Raw genomic sequence first — 17,611 nt, 5'->3', positions numbered from 1 at the left:
TTTAAAGTATTAACTGTAAAATAAAAAAACAGTAGATTTAGGTTAAAATCTACTGTTTTTTTATTAATTATTTACTAGGAGGCATTGCCTTTAAAATTCTCTGTGCATCATCATCAGTTAGATTGTAATTAAGGAATTTTTTATAGAAATTTTTTGTTTCACTGACCATATCTAAGTTCTTAAATTTATCTGGTTGTATAGTCTTTGCAGCCCATTGTACTTGAAGTGCTTCTTCTGTGCCATATCTATTCCATAAGAATGCACCATCTGGATTTAAAAAGACTTTACCATTTTTAACTGATGAAACATCTTTTAATTTAGGGTCCTGTGTAATTTTATCTATGGATTTAATATTTTCACTTACAATGATGATATCTGGATTCCATTGGAGTATTTGTTCTGCAGAAACCGTTTGTCTATTACCCTTTACGTCCTTTGCCACATTTATTCCTCCAGCGACGTTAATCCAATCATTAATTATTGTACTATTACCGTCTGCTGCAAAGGGTTCTGCATTGGAAAGATGTAAAACTTTAGGCTTTTGATCCTCTGGCATTTTTGAGGTGATATTTTTGATCATATTTAATTTACTATCAAGATATGTATTGTAGTCTTTAGCTTTTTGGACAGCATTACCACCCAAGATTTCCCCGGTCAAAGTAAAACATTTTTTCATAGATTCAAAATCAGTAAAGGAAAGTTGAACAACAGGTAAACCCATTTTAGAAAGTTTGTCTACATTTTTATCTGCTGTTGGAATAAATACTATATCAGGCTTTTTGCTCACTAATTCTTCTATATTTAAATTAGCTATAACGCTATAAACAGCTTTATCTAAAGTAGGGATTACTTTAAACAACCATGGCCTTGATTGTGGAGTGAAGGTAGTAGTAACAATTTTATTTCCAACTCCAAGTGTCTGTAAAACTTCAAGATGTGCTCCCCATAACTCGGCAATGTTATCTATCTTAGCGGGTATTTCAATTTGTTTTCCAGCTGAATCAGCTATAGTTTTAGGCTTTTGAGTATCTGTTTTTGCGGTATTTTCTGCAGTATTGCTTTTACAGGCTGCAAGTGAAATGACTATTAGAAGTACGCCTATGATGGAAATAATTTTCTTTAACATTTAAATCATCCTTTCGTATTGTAATTTTTTGTAAGATTTCACTTTGTATATTTATAATTTGAAAAAAGTATAAGTTTGCTTTATAAGTAGATTGTGTACCTGTTACTGAAAAATAAATATTTGTATTCATAAAATATATTCCTTTCTATTGTATTTTTGCACAAATTGTATTGTTATGTAACGTATTTTGTTTATATTGTCCATATTGTTATGTTTTGTATGGTTATATGTTATATTATATTGTGTTTTTATTAAAAGTCAATAAATTTTTGAATTTTATTTTAAATATATCAATAAAATAAATGATATTTTAATAAATAATCAAAGAATATGTTGCAATTTAATAAAAGTAATATTATAATTTAATAAAGTAATGCTATGATTTAATATAAAACAATATAAAATGGTACATAAGTAAATGAATAAATAATTCTATTAGGAGATGATAATTATGTTTGATAAAATAGCGGTTTTAACAGGAAAAGATGGGGAGACTGGTAGTATATATGAACCGGGAATGGTGGTACTATATGAGCGAGAAGAAGAAAATTGGAATGTCAAAAATAAAATTATATTTAATGTAAATACATCAAATGGAATGGGAGCTGTTCGTGAGAGAATGGCATTACTTATAGAAAACTTAGGAAACTGTAGTGTGTTTTTGGGAAAAAGGGTAGATGGAATTCCATATAGTATTTTAAAAAAATCTGGATATACTATTGCAGAAGCAAGTGGTAATCCAGAAGAGTTTTTAGATGAATTGCGAGAAATGATGATAGAAAGCAAAGAAAAAGAAGCTAAAAAGAGAAAGACTGAAGAAGTATCAATAGAACCAATAGCTATAGGGGAAGAAGGGTGCTATTTTATAAATCTTGAAAGTATACAGACTAGTAATCCTGGTATTAGTTCAAAGAAAATATTAATGCCGTTTTTAAGAAACAAGCCTTTTAAGGAACTTAAAATTTTTTGTAGTCATACTCCTCGATGGCTTGAAGGTGAATTATTAACTTTAAATATGAGACTTGAAGTTAAAGAATTGGTTAAAGGTGAATTTGAGGTGAGAATTCATAATCTAGATTATGTCTGTAATGAAGTCTCTGCCATCAATAAATAAAATGTATTTTTAAGAACTAAAATTTGTTAGCAAACCAGTATAATTATATTAAAAGACACTATGAAATTCATATTTTAATAAATTTCATAGTGTCTTTCAATTGCTATATTTTTTATTTTATGTATCTACTAGATTTGAAGTCTCTTTACAACTTCACCACTTTCAAGTGAGTCTACAATTTCTTCAACGTCATCAGCAGTTACATTACCATACCAAACACCTTCTGGATATACAACAACGATAGGACCCTGGCTGCATATTCCGAAACAGCCTGTATTGTTTACCATTATGTCACCTGATAAATCTCTGCTGTCTAATTCTTCCATAAATTCACCTACGATATCAACGGAATTTTTTGAATAACAGAAACCTTGTTGTTTTCCATTTAATCTACAACTAGTACAAACAAATAAGTGATGCTTTGGATTTACCATAATAATTACTCCTTACTATAATTAATAAATTTTATTAATACTAAATGAGGTTATTGGTTATTGTATTAACATTTAGTATTAATAATATTATAACATAGACATAATATTATTAACAATATTAATATCAATATTGTTAATAATATTCCATATTGTTTATAATTCGGCTACTATTTTGCCAGTTTCAGAAAGATCATATCCGCCTAGTCCTTCTAATTCTGTTTTGAAATTTTCGGAATTTACAATTTCCATTACAGCTTTAACAAAAGGTTTATTCATATCTTCTTTTTTTATAACTAATTCATATCTTTCTCGCTGCAGTGGTATAAAATCAATATTTTTAACCTGAAGCCCAGTTTTTTCATTGCCCAAAGCTAGATCTGCTCCTCCTCTGGATACAGTGCTTGCTACGGCTAAATGTGAAAAACATTCTCTTGAATAACCTGGTATTGAATTGTTGTCGATTCCAAGCAAACGAATATGTTCATCTAAAAGAATTCTGGTTCCAGATCCTTTTTCTCTATTGATAATAGAAATATCTGGTCTCTTTAAATCTTCCCAACCTTTTATATTTTTAGGATTTCCCTTTGCCACATAAAAACCCTGTATTCTACAAGCTAAGTGAAGTATTATAGTTGGTACTCCAGGAAGCATTCTTCTAACAAAAGGTATGTTGTATTCTCCGGAATCACCATCCCAAAGATGTACAGTTGAAATTTGAACTTTTCCAAGATAAAGTGCAAATAGACCATTATAACAACCGGTATAAGATCTCAAAATACGAGATCCACGGAGATTGAATTCTAAATAACGAGATAGTATATCTAAAATTACATCTTGACCGCAAATGACGAAATCTCTTGATGAAGCTGATTCGTATAAAGGTGGTGAAAGTGTTTCAAGAGATATTTGATTATCGTCTACAGTGCTATTTTGATTAACTTGATTGAAGTGTATATTTTTTGATTTGTTCTTGTAGGCTTCAACGTCCTTAAAATCTATTCTAAGTTTCTTCCCAACTTTATATGCATTTAATTCCCCGCGTTTTATTAATTCATATACTGTATTTTTAGCTATCTTTAGTATATCTGCTACTTCTTGCGGAGTTAAAGCTGTGTCTTGTAACATATTTAGTTCTCCTTTCGTAAAACATTAATAGATGCAAAAAAATAGTTTAAAATATTTGGGTAAGGCATGTGAAAATAAATAGTAAGTCAAAGATGCGACGAATATTTTGAATCCAACAAGGAAGCAGGTTCCGAGGATAGTGGGCTATCTGAGGGTTCTGCTGACGCAGTAGGATTCAAAATAGGCTAGCATACTGACTAGTTATTTATTTGAATATGCCTAATATCCTAAATAAATTAATTAATATGTACAATAATCATACTGTACATATTAAGAGTATAACCACTTTTAGATTAGTGATAATAAAATATTAAAAAACAAAAAAATCATAAATATTAAGATAATTGTAATATAAAATCATTGAAAATACAATGTTATTGATAAAAACTATGCAGTTGAAATGGCTTAAAGATAATGTTAAGAAAGAAATGTGGCAGATATTTTATAAAATCATTATAGTATTTAAATATTACAATTGCTGTTACTCTGTGAAGGGGATAATTTATTAAAGATTATTAATGTATATTTTGAAAGGTTAATGTTAAGAAATTGTAGAATGTATGGTGAAATTTGTTCATTAAAAAATATTAAATGAAATAATATTAAATTTAAAAAATTAAGTAAAAAGTAAAGGGTATAATGGTGTATTTACTTTTTACTCTTAGATTTAGGAATAATTTGAGATTATCTATTTAATGCAAAATGCATAATAGCAAATTTAAATAATTATTTTAGAAAAGTTATAATAAATAATAAAAGTAATTATAACGCATCCTGCAATATCATTATATAACATAACGTAACGATAGTCAACGTTGTGTTACTAAAAACACTTTAAAAGTTAACAATATTTTGAAGCTAATGTAGTAAAGTATTTGAAAAATGTTTTTTAAATAGACGGTTTGGGAGAATTACTCCGCAAAAAGCAAAAGTTCTATGAAATCTAATCAATATATCATAGAACTTTTGCTTTTGTATATTAGAGTTTATGTGTGATTTTGAAGTAGAAAAAATCTTTAACTTTACGTGAACTGTTTTTATCCGATGACTACCATCCGTAATACTCCCATCGCACACAGTGAAAGCGATTCACACAAAATCCAAGATTTTGGTTCTCTGCTTTTCTATCAAAGTGGGAGATAACGGCTGCTACGTCCCTGGATAACGATTTACCCTAAAGGACAACGATTTCTAAGTATCGAAAATACCGATACTAAGAACTCTGTTAGTAAGTTTCGGCTGGAGAAAAAAACTCCATCTGAAACAAAGAACTCTGTTTATGCAGTGTAGTAGAAGTATTAGGGGGAGATAACCGGAAAATTGATGAGATTGTACTTTTAGTAAGTTTAGCTGAATTATCAAGGGTTGCGTCACTGCAGGATAGATTAATTTTAAATAAAAAAATGGAGGATAAAATAGTAAAAACTAAATCATCTCTCCTTTAGGAAATAATGTTCTTAAACTGGTTATCTATTTAATGCAAAGGTTGCATAATAGCGATTAAATTTTCAAATATGATATAAATATATGAATTAATACAATTTATCTTAAAACAATTATACATTGCAAACAAAATATAGTCAACTGGAAAAATAAAAAAATAAATTATATTTTTTATAATAAATTATATTAAAATGTATGATTTAGTATAAAAAGACTTGTGTTAAATTTAATTTATTATTTATGAAAATGCATTTTTCTTAATGATAATCAGGCGTGTAATTGTTATCATTTTAATATTTTATTATCTATATAAAGAAAATTTTTATAAATTAATAAAAAAATCTATAAAAATATTGACAATTGATAAAAACTAAAATATAATTAGACAAAACAGTACAAAATATATCGTTTTGGAAGGGTGTATTCCAAATGATATTGAATTGTACAAAAGATTTAGGAGGAATGATTAAATGAGACAAGTAGCTATTTATGGAAAAGGTGGAATTGGTAAATCAACTACTACACAAAATTTAACATCAGGTCTTCATGCAATGGGTAAGAAGATAATGGTAGTTGGTTGTGATCCTAAAGCAGATTCAACAAGATTACTTTTAGGAGGGCTAGCACAGAAATCAGTTCTTGATACATTAAGAGAAGAAGGAGAAGACGTAGAATTAGATTCCATATTAAAAGATGGATATGGTGGAATCAGATGCGTTGAATCAGGCGGTCCAGAACCAGGAGTTGGATGTGCAGGAAGAGGAATAATAACTTCAATAAATATGCTAGAACAACTTGGAGCTTATACTGATGATTTAGATTACGTATTCTACGATGTACTTGGAGACGTTGTTTGTGGTGGATTCGCAATGCCAATAAGAGAAGGAAAAGCTCAAGAAATATACATAGTAGCAAGTGGAGAAATGATGGCTCTATATGCTGCTAACAACATTTCAAAAGGTATCCAAAAATATGCTAAGAGCGGTGGAGTTAGATTAGGTGGTATCATCTGTAACAGCAGAAAGGTTGCAAATGAATATGAACTACTTGATGCATTTGCTAAAGAACTTGGAAGTCAATTAATACATTTCGTACCAAGAAGCCCAATGGTAACAAAAGCTGAGATAAACAAGAAAACTGTTATAGAATTTGATCCTACTTGTGATCAGGCTGAAGAATACAGAGAATTAGCAAGAAAAGTAGATGAAAACAAATTATTCGTTATACCAAAGCCAATGACTCAAGAAAGACTTGAAGAAATATTGATGGAATATGGTCTTATGGATTTATAAGATTATTGTATCATTATAATAATGAATTTACTTCTCATAGAAATTTGAGAAATATATTAAATAAAATAATATTTATCTAATTTAAACCACATTATATTAGAACCATATATAAATAAAAATATTAGATTTATTCTTGATTCATAAATATTAATCAATGAAAATGGAGGTATAGAAATGCCATTAAAGTTATTTAAATGTGATGAAACAATACCTGAAAGAGAAAGACATGTTTATATAAAAGAAGAGGGAGAGGACTTAACTCAATATTTACCTGCTTCCAACGTTAATACAATTCCTGGTACTTTATCAGAAAGAGGATGTAGTTACTGTGGAGCTAAACTAGTTATCGGTGGTGTTCTTAAAGATACTATTCAATTAGTTCACGGACCTATAGGTTGTACTTATAATACTTGGCACACAAAGAGATATCCAAGTGACAACAACAACTTCCAATTGAAGTATGGTTGGTCAACAGATATGAAAGAAGGAAATGTTGTTTTCGGAGGAATGAAAAAATTAAAACAGTCTATAAATGAAGCTTTTGATGCATTCCCAGAAGTTAAGAGGATGATGGTTTATGTAACTTGTGCTACTGCTTTAATTGGTGATGATATAAAATCAGTTATTAGAGAAGTTGAAGAGGAACGTGGAGATGTAGATCTATTCGCTATACAGTGTCCGGGATTTGCAGGAGTAAGTCAATCAATGGGACATCACGTATTTAATATAGACTGGATGAAGGAAAAAGTAGGAACTTTTGAACCTGAAATAAAGAGCGAATATACTGTTAATATCATCGGTGACTATAACATCCAAGGTGATACCTTTGTAATGAATGATTATCTTGAAAGAATGGGAATACAGGTAATAGCCCACTTTACAGGAAACGGAACTTATGATGCTTTAAGAGGTATGCATAGAGCTAAGTTAAATCTTACAAACTGTGCTAGATCTGCAGGTTATATAGCTAATGAACTTAAGAAAAAATATGGAATTCCAAGACTTGATGTTGATACTTGGGGTTATGACTATGCAAAAGAAGGCTTAAGAAAATTAGGTGCATATTTTGGCTTAGAAGAAAAAGCTGAACAAATAATTGCAGAAGAAGATGCAAAATGGGGAGAAAAGAGAAAATGGTACAAAGAAAGATTAGCTGGTAAGAAGCTTTGTATCTGGACTGGTGGTCCTAGATTGTGGCACTGGACTAAAGCTTTAGAAGATGATTTGGGTATGGAAGTAGTAGCTATGTCTTCTAAATTTGGTCATCAGGAAGACTTTGAAAAAGTTATCTCCCGTGGAAGAAAAGGTACTATTTACATCGATGACGGAAATGAATTAGAATTCTTTGAAGTTTTGGAAATGGTTAAACCTGACGTTGTCCTTACAGGACCTAGAGTTGGTGAAATGGTTAAAAAATTACAGATACCATATATCAATGGACATGGATACCACAATGGACCATACATGGGATTTGAAGGTTCTGTAAATATGGCTAGAGATATGTATAACGCTATAAATTCTCCTCTTTGGGGATTATCTAAAAAAGATATCAGGCAGGGGGTATAGTCTTATGGAAAAGAAAATTGATGAAATACTTGAATTTATTCAAGAGAGATGTCTATGGCAATTTCATTCAAGAGAATGGGATAGAAAAGATAACATTAATGGTATTTTTGATGTGCTAGCTAAAGTATTAAACAATGAAAAAGTTGACCTTAAAGATGCAACTCTTCAAGAAAAATGTTTTTATGCAGATGGTAGAATTCTTGCAGATCAATTACTAGAAAGATTTTCTTTCGTAAAGGAAATGAACGAAAGTGAAAAAAGTGAATTATTAAGTGGTGTTAAAGATAAGCTTGTTAATGTAGCTATAACAAAATGTAGAAATGAGGAATTGAGAGTCCCATTCTATTAAAATTAATTTCTATATAAGCTGCTAATATTCTGTTTAAATACGCTATTTATGCAGCTTATATATTCTAAAAGGCTAATTTTTCTAAAATATTCGAGAGGTGATAAAATGTCTGTTTCAATAATAAAAAGAGATCGTACAGGTGTAATAAATCCTATTTTTAACTGTCAGCCTTGTGGGGCTCAATATGCAAGTATAGGAGTTAAGGATTGTATAGCTTTAGTTCATGGTGGACAAGGATGCTGTACTTTCGTAAGACTTATGTTTGCTCAACACTATAAAGAAAATTTTGATATTGCTTCTTCTTCATTACATGAAGACGCAGCTGTTTTTGGTGGAGTTCAAAGAATTGAAGATGGTGTAGAAACACTTATAAGCAGATATCCTGATTTAAAAGTTTTGCCTATAATTACTACTTGTTCAACTGAAACTATAGGTGATGACGTTGAAGGTACTATAAGAAAAATAAAAATGGCTTGGAAGAAGAGTCATCCAGATTGTGAAGTTAAATTAATCCCAATGCATACTCCTAGTTATACTGGAAGTCAGGTTAGTGGTTATGATGTAGGTGTACTTTCGTTTGTAACTGAACTTGCTAAGAAAACTAAGCCTAATGGTAAGTTAAATGTATTCACAGGATGGATAAATCCTGGAGATGTAACAGAAATTAAGAGTATATTATCTCAAATGAATGTAGAAGGCAATATATTAATGGATGTAGAGACTTTTGATGCTCCAATTATGCCTGATAAATCTGCTTTTGCTTATGGAAATACAACTATTGAAGACATAGCTGACAGCGCTAACTCAGTTGGTTCTGTAGCTGTTTGCAAATATGAAGGTGGAAGTGCTGCTACATTCTTAGAAGAAGAATTTGAGGTTCCTGCAGTACTAGATTCAATGCCTGTTGGAATAGCAAATACTGATAAATTTATTCAAAATATAAGCAAACTTACTGGTAAAGAAATACCTGAATCTTTAGTTGTTGAACGTGGAAGAGCTATAGATGCAATGGCTGACCTTGCTCATATGTTCTTTGCAAATAAGAGAGTTGCTATTTACGGAGATCCTGATTTAGTAATGGCACTTGCTGATTTTTGTATAGAATGTGAATTAGAACCTGTACTACTTCTTTTAGGTGATGATAATAAGAAATATGCTAAAGATCCTAGACTTACTGATTTAGAAAAGAGAGCTAATTGTGATATAGAAGTTATTTGTAATTCAGATTTGTGGGAGCTTGAAAAGAGAATAAAGAATGAAGGCCTTAAATTAGATTTAATCATGGGACATTCAAAGGGAAGATATATTGCTATTGATAACAATATCCCTATGGTTAGAGTAGGATTCCCTACTTTTGACAGAGCTGGACTTTGGAAGCATCCTATTGTAGGTTACAAAGGTGCAGAATTTCTTGCAGAAACTATTGCAAATACTTTATTTACAGATATGGAAAACAAACATCAAAAAGAATGGATATTAAATGTTTGGTAATTAACAGAATATCATTTGAAAATTAAAAACTAACAAATTTAAGCTTATTGTATAGCCAAGTTTTAATTTAAAACTTGGCTATACATATAAGATTTATAAAATTGAAAACAAAAGTTATATTTAAATATAACTTATAAAATATAAATCATAAATTATAAAACAGGGGGTATGTATTATGGCTATTACAAAGGAAAGTATAGAATTTCATGGAACTCTCAGTGAATTATATAAATTGGCTAAAGAGGGAAAAATAAAAACTAATTTGCAGGGAAGCCATACACGTCCATGTAAATTTTGGACTGCTACTAAGGTTTTAAGTGGTATTAAAAATGCTGTTATTCTTACCCATGGACCTAGTGGTTGTGCTTATGGAGTAAAACAGGCATATAAACTTACAAATTGTCGAAATAGTGGAGCTGCCTATGAGCCAGTTGTGAGCACGAATATAAGTGAAAAGAATGTTATTTATGGTGGGGAAAAAGAATTAAAAGGTGCCCTTAAAGAAGTTGATAAAAAATATAAGCCTGATGTTATTTTCGCAGCAACAAGCTGTGCAACAGGAATCATAGGCGATAACGTAGATGAGATTATGGAAAAGATAGAACCAGAAATAAATGCTAAATTGATGTCTATACGCTGTGAAGGCTTTTCAGGAGAATATAGAAGTGGTTTTGATCTTGTATTTAAACAAATAGTAAAACTTATGGATAAACCTACTATTGAAAGCAGAAGTAAAATGGGAGACACTGTTAATATTGTAGGCGGGAAAATGGGTGCTGAAAGAACGGAAGTAAATACAGATGTAAAGGAATTAATCAGACTTGTAAAAGGTATGGGTGCAAAGGTTAATTCTGTAATTGCTGGAGACTGTACTCTGGATGAACTTAAAAAAGCTCCTAGTGCAGCTGTTAATTGTGCACTATGTCTTGATATAGGATATGCTATTGGTAAATCTATGGAAGAGGAATTTGGAACACCTATTAATTCTACAATACTTCCTTATGGTATTGCTGCTACAGAAAAATGGATTATGGGAGCAGCTAAATATCTAAACATGGAAGAAGAGGCAGAAGCCTTGATGAAAAGAGAATATGCTGCAATAAAAGATGAATTTGAAGAAAGTAAGAAATTCCTAGAAGGTAAGATAGCTATTATAGAAGGGCATGATGCTGTAAAGTGTTTATCTATTGCACATATGTTGAAAAGTGATTTTGGAATGAGACCAATTATATTTAATTTCCATCCCTGGAGTACAGAAGCAAGACAGACAAGTATAGATTATCTATTGGAGACTGGTCTAGATCCTGAAATATTGATAACAAAGGGTACTCTTGCTTTTGGTAAATATGAATCAATGAAGCAAACGGAGGATGAATTATTGGCCTTTCTTGGTGGCATAGACCCAAGCTCTGTAGTATATTTTGGTTCTTCATTAAGTTTTCCTAATATTCCGTTGGTAGATCTAAATGCCATATTAAATCGCCCTAGATTTGGTTATAGAGGAGCATTAAAAGTAGCAAAATGTATTAATACTGCATTAAGGTATTCTTTTAGACCTAGAAGTTCTCTATTTAAGAAAATAGTATTTCCAGAAGATTCAAGCTTGGCATCCGCTCAGGCTTTAACACCTAAATTGAGTCAGGATTTACCTGATTGTACTGTATATGCACACAGAAGGAGGAGAGGTCAATGTATGATGAATTAAGCTTTGAACAATGTGATCACAGTAAGGATCCGGTTGTAAGTTGTGCTCTAGAAGGAGTTGCCAGCATAGTAGCAGGTATAGAAAATGCAAGCATTGTAGTACATTCGCCTCAAGGTTGTGCGGCTACAGTGGGAGCAGCTTATGATGCCCATGAAATTGATTTTACAAAGCGTAAAATAGGATGTACACGTCTTTTTGAATCAGATGTAATAATGGGAGCTTCACAAAAATTAAAAAATTTGATAAGAGAAGCAGATAATACTTTTAATAGTAAAGTTATTTTTGTAATAGGAACTTGCGCTGCTGACATAATTGGAGAAGATTTAGAAGGCATATGCAGAGAAATGGAAGATGAGGTAAAAGCTAAACTGATTCCGGTAATGGCAGGAGGCTTTCGTGGAAATAGTTATGATGGTATGAATATAGGCTTAAACGCACTAATACCATTTATAAAGAAAGCAGAAATAAGAAATGAGAAGAGTGTAAATATTATTGCACCTCAGGCAAATTTAAATCCAACCTGGTGGGCTGATTTAAAGTGGGTAACGAGCGTTTTAAAAACTCTAGGTATTAAAGTCCAGACTGTATTAGCTAGGGGAATATCTATTGATGAATTAGAAAATGCAGGTTCAGCATCTGCTAATATTATTTTAAGTCATGATGTTGGATATGAATTTGCACAAAGTATGAAAAAAATTCATGGTGTTCCGTTAATTCTTGATGATATACCTTTGCCTATTGGCTTAAAAAATACAGCTACATGGCTGCGAAGATTAGGTGAATATTTTAATGTAAGCGAAGAAGTGGAAAAAATAATAAAGCCTGGTGAAGAATATGTAATAGATATTCTCAGAAAAAGAGCTTTGATGATGATTCCGCGTTATCATAATTGTAGAATAGCTTTATCTGCTGATGCTACTATGGGGATTGGATTGTTAAGAATGTTATTTGAGGAATTAGAAATGATTCCAGAGACAATACTTATTAAATCTGATGCTCCGCAAATACGAAATTTATTAAGTCAAGAATTAAATTCTCTTGGCTTAAAATCTAAAGTGGCATTTGGTGTAGATGGATATCAAATAAAAGAGAGCTTGAAAAATATAGATGTGGATGCTGTATTTGGATCCTCTTGGGAAAAGTACATGGCAGAAGAAGTTGGAATTAAAATTGCTTTTGATGTGCTGGCACCAACAAATATGGATGTTTATTTAGATAAAGCTTATTTCGGATACGAAGGTATGTTGAATATTTTGGAAGTAGTTGCAAATGACTGGGAGAAAGCATTTCGCTCAAAGGAAATTAGTAAAGAGAGAGATGTATAAATTGAAGCAAGTTCTTAATTCAGGTGGGGATTCTTTTACCCCATCTGAATTTTAGAACTGCAAATGCATGGCTTACTTGGCGTTGAACTCCCACCTCTAAAGTGGGAGACTTACGCCAAGTTAGTCAGGTTAAAACTACCGCTAGGCAGGTTTATATGGCACAGTGGTAGTTTTACTATACTAAAAAAATATTGCTCAAATATAAATCTGAGCAACATATCAAATAAAATAATAATTAAATAATTTAAACCTAATACAAATTATCATATATTTATTTAATTGTCAATTTTACGCGTGTCTAAATCTAAATCTAAGTTTCCAATTTACAATACTGTATATAATATTTTCTTAATTTAAATTTGCCATGCTAAATGAAATTAATTTATGCACGCCAAACATTATACAGGTTAGAAAGGTGATTTTATGAAAGTTATAAATAATGTTCAATTAAAGCATAAGGAAGCAATATCTATCCCAACTTTAAAAATTAAAAAAAGAAAGAATAAAAATGTTATATTGACGGTATTAACTATCATATCTGTAACCATTTTTTTAGTATCCTTTACTATTGGTAGATATGGAATTCCTTTATCTCAATTATTTAATATTGTAATAGGAAAACTTTTTAGCCTGCCGGTTACGTGGACTAGAAGTGAAGAAATGGTATTATTTCAGGTTCGTATTCCTAGAATTTTTGCAGCTGTGCTGATAGGAACTGCACTGTCAGCATCTGGAGCAGCTTATCAGGGATTATTTAAAAACCCTATGGTTTCACCGGATATTTTGGGGGCTTCCTCTGGTGCTGGAGTAGGTGCAGTCATAGGGATATTACTATCTTTTAATAGTGCTGCCATACAATTTATGGCATTTATTATGGGACTTGTAGCTGTAATTCTTACATATGTTATAAGTTCCATTATTGGTAAAAATAGAACTTCAATCGTTCTTTTGGTATTAACTGGAATAGTAGTTTCAAATATATTTACAGCGGTTATATCTATTACTAAATATGCAGCAGATCCATATAATAAACTTCCTGCAATTAGCTTTTGGCTTATGGGTGGTCTTTCTACTATTACTAATAGTGATCTCCTCATGTTTCTAGTACCATTTATAATTGGTATTATTCCACTTATTGTTTTAAGGTGGAAAATGAATGTGTTATCTTTTGGAGAGGAAGAGGCTAAGGCTCTAGGGGTTGATACTGGCAAAATTAGGATAATTATTATTGTATGTGCTACTATGCTCACAGCGGCATCAGTGGCTATTGCAGGAATGATTTCTTGGATTGGTCTTATAATTCCGCATATTGCACGTTTGATAGTGGGACCTAATTATAAGGTACTTTTACCTGTATCAATAATTGTAGGAAGTAGTTTTTTATTATTAGTTGATGATTTTGCACGTAATATGTTTGCTATGGAGGTGCCACTGGGTATATTAACTTCTATTATAGGTGCTCCACTATTTTTGTACCTGCTTATAAAAGGTAAAAAGGCTTGGTCATAAAATTATCAATGAATCTTACTGAGTGGGATTGTTACAGTGGATAGTCATAAGATAAATTTATATAAGGATAGGAGTATTTAATAATGCGAAGAAAACCTAAATATCATGTTCTTATCTGTAATGGTACTAAGTGTAATAAAATTCAGGATGGAGTATGTTATCAAAAGGGATCAGAAGATATAATTTCCAAATTTGATGAATTGATAAATGAATATGGCATGTCCGATGAAGTATTAGTATCCAGTTGTGGATGTTTTAGAAATGGAATAACTAATAAAGGACCTAACATGGTCATATATCCAGAGGGTACTTGGTACAGCGGAATCAAAGTAGAGGATGTGGAGGAAATTATAAAGACTCATTTAAAAAGTGGAAAGAAAATAGAAAGACTTCTTTCAAAATAAAAATATAAGAAATGAAGGACAAGATTAAAAATTGTCCTTCGCATTCTAGGTTTCTGCTATAATTTTGCCCATTTCGCTGATATCATATCCACCTATACCTAATATTTCCGTTTTGAATTCTTTTGAGTTAAGGATATCAAGAATAGCTTTTACTGTAGGGTGATTCATATCCTCTTTTTTTATAATCAAATCATATTTTTCTTTCTGTATTGGGATAAAATCAATTCCTTTAACTTGGGAAGAAGCTTTTTCGTTGCCGATACCTAAATCTGCATCACCACGAGCAACTGTGCTGGCAACTGCTAAATGGGAAATACATTCATGCTTGTATCCATTTATATTTTTTCCTAAAATATTCATCTTTCGCAAATTTTCATCTAATAATATCCTAGCACCACTGCCCTTTTCGCGATTTATAATAGTAATGTCTGATCGTGAAAAATCCTTCCAATCTTTTATTCCTTTAGGGTTTCCATTTGCAACATAAAAACCTTGTGTTCTTCCTACCAATCGTATTATAACAGCTGAAACTCCAGGGAGCATTCTCTCGATATAAGGAACATTATATTCACCGGTTTTTCCATACCACATATGTGCTGTTGCTACCTGAACTTTTCCACAATACAATTCATATATACCATTATAACTTCCTTCATAGGATCTTAAAACACGTTTTCCAGTAGGGTAAAATTCAAGATATCTACATAAAATATCTAGGATAGGATCCTGACCAGATATAACAAAACTGTATTCATCTGTAGGTTCATCATTTTGTGACATTGCATCAGACAATGCCGGAGATATTAACATAGAAGAGTTTGAAAAATATGCAGCAGGAGTTTTTATATTTTTTGTTTTGTTTTTATAAGCCTCTACATCTTTTAAATCCACACGAACTTTTTTTCCTACTCTATATGAGTTTATTGCATTTTTTTTTATTAAATCATATACAGTACTCTTTGAAATTTTTAATATATCCGCAACCTCTTGGGGTGTAAGCGCTGTATCTATATCCATATATCACATTTCCTTCCATGATCATTTTATCTATTTATAATAATCTTTCTAATAAATAGTTTTATTGAACTAACTATTATATAGTATAATTATAAATCATTATAACATACATTTCATATAGTTTTATATAGAATAATATTATAATGTAATAAGAAAGTTAAAGAAATTAACAACTTAACATTCAATAAATTGTTACTATAGAATAATTTATTGAATGTGATTTAACTAAAGATTTCTATAAAAATTTCTTCACGTATAATTTAACTGATGGTGTAAATAAAATGCTTAATTCACAGCTGCAAGCTAATTAATATATAATTGAAAGATTAAAAGGGTGTTATAAAATATAAGTTTTGTACATCCTTTTTTACATTGAAATAAAAATTGTTTTTAATATTAAGAAATGGTTATTAATATATTAATAGGTTATAATTCAAATAATTAATAATTTGATAGAAAATATGCTAAATTTATTGACTTTTGTTAAAAGATTACATATAATAAAAAAGAAGTATAAAATAATTAAATAATTATATGAAGAATAGTTATTGCGTTTAGCGACAACCGGGTTTGTGTAATTTAAAGGAGGAATATTAAATGAGACAGCTAGCTATCTACGGAAAAGGTGGAATTGGGAAATCAACTACTACACAAAATCTTACAGCAGGTTTAGTTGAAAGAGGTAAAAAAATAATGGTGGTAGGTTGTGATCCAAAGGCAGATTCAACAAGACTGCTTTTAGGTGGCCTTGCACAAAAGACAGTTCTCGATACATTAAGAGAAGAAGGGGAAGATGTTGAACTAGATTCAATATTGAAAACTGGATACTCTGGAATTAGATGTGTTGAATCAGGTGGTCCAGAACCAGGAGTTGGATGTGCAGGAAGAGGAATAATAACTTCAATAAATATGCTAGAACAACTTGGAGCTTATACTGATGATTTAGATTACGTATTCTACGATGTACTTGGAGACGTTGTTTGTGGTGGATTCGCAATGCCAATAAGAGAAGGAAAAGCTCAAGAAATATACATAGTAGCAAGTGGAGAAATGATGGCTCTATATGCTGCTAACAACATTTCAAAAGGTATCCAAAAATATGCTAAGAGCGGTGGAGTTAGATTAGGTGGTATCATCTGTAACAGCAGAAAGGTTGCAAATGAATATGAACTACTTGATGCATTTGCTAAAGAACTTGGAAGCCAATTAATACATTTTGTACCAAGAAGTCCATCAGTAACAAAGGCTGAGATAAATAAGAAAACAGTTATTGAATTTGATCCTACTTGTGCTCAGGCTGATGAATACAGAGAATTGGCAAGAAAAGTAGACGAAAATGATATGTTTGTTATACCAAAGCCAATGACTCAAGAAAAATTAGAGCAAATATTAATGGAACACGGTCTTATTGACTAGTAGAGGAAATTCGTATAAATAGTTACCATATAAACATTCTGATGATAAATCATTAATATAAAATTTTTCCATAAATAAAAGGATAACTTAAAGTTGTCCTTTTATTTTATAAAAAAATATTGAACAAATAAATTTTAAGCTTATAAAAGATGCTATCTTAAGGATAAATATTTATTCCTTTTCAAATAACCTCTTGATAATATAATATTTTTTAATATTATATTATCAATATTAAAAAATATATACTTTACAATAAGTTATCAATACTTTTGTGAATAAATGAAAATATGGATTT

14 protein-coding genes are annotated in these 17,611 nt (G+C 30.8%); 10 read left to right on the top strand and 4 right to left on the bottom strand.

What is annotated here, in order from left to right; all coding sequences use genetic code 11:
• Window positions 1–67: 67 nt before the first annotated feature.
• Entirely contained in the window at window positions 68–1,126 is a 1,059-nt protein-coding gene (locus tag ABF633_RS12100; protein ID WP_415524027.1) for an ABC transporter substrate-binding protein, read from the bottom strand.
• A gap of 451 nt (window positions 1,127–1,577) precedes the next feature.
• Between ABF633_RS12100 and anfO the strand changes: the two genes are divergently transcribed.
• Window positions 1,578–2,240 carry a Fe-only nitrogenase accessory protein AnfO gene (anfO, locus tag ABF633_RS12095; protein WP_415524026.1) on the top strand — a complete coding sequence of 221 codons (663 nt, stop codon included), beginning with the start codon at window positions 1,578–1,580 and terminating at the stop codon, window positions 2,238–2,240.
• A gap of 128 nt (window positions 2,241–2,368) precedes the next feature.
• Here the strand turns inward: anfO and ABF633_RS12090 are convergent, their stop codons facing one another.
• Together ABF633_RS12090 and ABF633_RS12085 are read right to left on the bottom strand one after the other, a co-directional pair.
• Window positions 2,369–2,674: a 2Fe-2S ferredoxin gene (locus ABF633_RS12090; protein ID WP_415524025.1), complete on the bottom strand. Its 306-nt coding sequence runs from the start codon at window positions 2,672–2,674 to the stop codon at window positions 2,369–2,371.
• A 153-nt stretch (window positions 2,675–2,827) separates the two neighbouring features.
• Window positions 2,828–3,799 carry a substrate-binding domain-containing protein gene (locus ABF633_RS12085; protein ID WP_415524024.1) on the bottom strand — a complete coding sequence of 324 codons (972 nt, stop codon included), beginning with the start codon at window positions 3,797–3,799 and terminating at the stop codon, window positions 2,828–2,830.
• A 1,913-nt stretch (window positions 3,800–5,712) separates the two neighbouring features.
• Here ABF633_RS12085 and nifH (ABF633_RS12080) point away from each other — a divergent pair.
• The 8 genes from nifH (ABF633_RS12080) (at window position 5,713) to ABF633_RS12045 (ending at window position 14,883) form a co-directional block, all read left to right on the top strand.
• Window positions 5,713–6,534, top strand: coding sequence for a nitrogenase iron protein (gene nifH, locus ABF633_RS12080; protein WP_415524023.1), 822 nt, complete (start codon window positions 5,713–5,715; stop codon window positions 6,532–6,534).
• A gap of 174 nt (window positions 6,535–6,708) precedes the next feature.
• Entirely contained in the window at window positions 6,709–8,100 is a 1,392-nt protein-coding gene (gene vnfD, locus ABF633_RS12075) for a nitrogenase vanadium-iron protein, alpha chain (protein WP_415524022.1), read from the top strand.
• A 4-nt stretch (window positions 8,101–8,104) separates the two neighbouring features.
• Complete coding sequence (locus tag ABF633_RS12070) at window positions 8,105–8,449, top strand: Fe-only/vanadium nitrogenase subunit delta (protein ID WP_415524021.1); 345 nt, start codon at window positions 8,105–8,107, stop codon at window positions 8,447–8,449.
• 105 nt (window positions 8,450–8,554) lie between these two features.
• Window positions 8,555–9,940 carry a nitrogenase component 1 gene (locus ABF633_RS12065; protein WP_415524019.1) on the top strand — a complete coding sequence of 462 codons (1,386 nt, stop codon included), beginning with the start codon at window positions 8,555–8,557 and terminating at the stop codon, window positions 9,938–9,940.
• A 175-nt stretch (window positions 9,941–10,115) separates the two neighbouring features.
• Window positions 10,116–11,645, top strand: a complete 1,530-nt coding sequence (locus ABF633_RS12060; protein WP_415524017.1) for a nitrogenase component 1 — start codon at window positions 10,116–10,118, stop codon at window positions 11,643–11,645.
• Complete coding sequence (locus ABF633_RS12055) at window positions 11,630–12,970, top strand: nitrogenase component 1 (protein ID WP_415524015.1); 1,341 nt, start codon at window positions 11,630–11,632, stop codon at window positions 12,968–12,970. Before ABF633_RS12060 ends, ABF633_RS12055 begins: the two co-directional genes overlap by 16 nt.
• Before the next feature lie 423 nt (window positions 12,971–13,393).
• Window positions 13,394–14,479, top strand: coding sequence for a FecCD family ABC transporter permease (locus ABF633_RS12050; protein ID WP_415524013.1), 1,086 nt, complete (start codon window positions 13,394–13,396; stop codon window positions 14,477–14,479).
• Window positions 14,480–14,562: 83 nt separating this feature from the next.
• Window positions 14,563–14,883 carry a (2Fe-2S) ferredoxin domain-containing protein gene (locus ABF633_RS12045; protein ID WP_415524011.1) on the top strand — a complete coding sequence of 107 codons (321 nt, stop codon included), beginning with the start codon at window positions 14,563–14,565 and terminating at the stop codon, window positions 14,881–14,883.
• Between the two features lie 45 nt (window positions 14,884–14,928).
• Here ABF633_RS12045 and ABF633_RS12040 read toward each other — a convergent pair whose 3' ends face one another.
• Window positions 14,929–15,900 carry a substrate-binding domain-containing protein gene (locus ABF633_RS12040; RefSeq protein ID WP_415524009.1) on the bottom strand — a complete coding sequence of 324 codons (972 nt, stop codon included), beginning with the start codon at window positions 15,898–15,900 and terminating at the stop codon, window positions 14,929–14,931.
• A 597-nt stretch (window positions 15,901–16,497) separates the two neighbouring features.
• Here ABF633_RS12040 and nifH (ABF633_RS12035) point away from each other — a divergent pair.
• On the top strand, window positions 16,498–17,316 hold the full coding sequence (gene nifH, locus ABF633_RS12035) for a nitrogenase iron protein (RefSeq protein WP_415524007.1): 819 nt from the start codon (window positions 16,498–16,500) through the stop codon (window positions 17,314–17,316).
• The last annotated feature ends 295 nt before the right edge of the window (window positions 17,317–17,611 follow it).

Source organism: Clostridium sp., assembly GCF_047718555.1.
Taxonomy (GTDB): domain Bacteria; phylum Bacillota; class Clostridia; order Clostridiales; family Clostridiaceae; genus Clostridium_I.
Note: the sequence above shows the minus strand (reverse complement) of the source record. Positions and strands in the feature narration are given on the sequence as shown.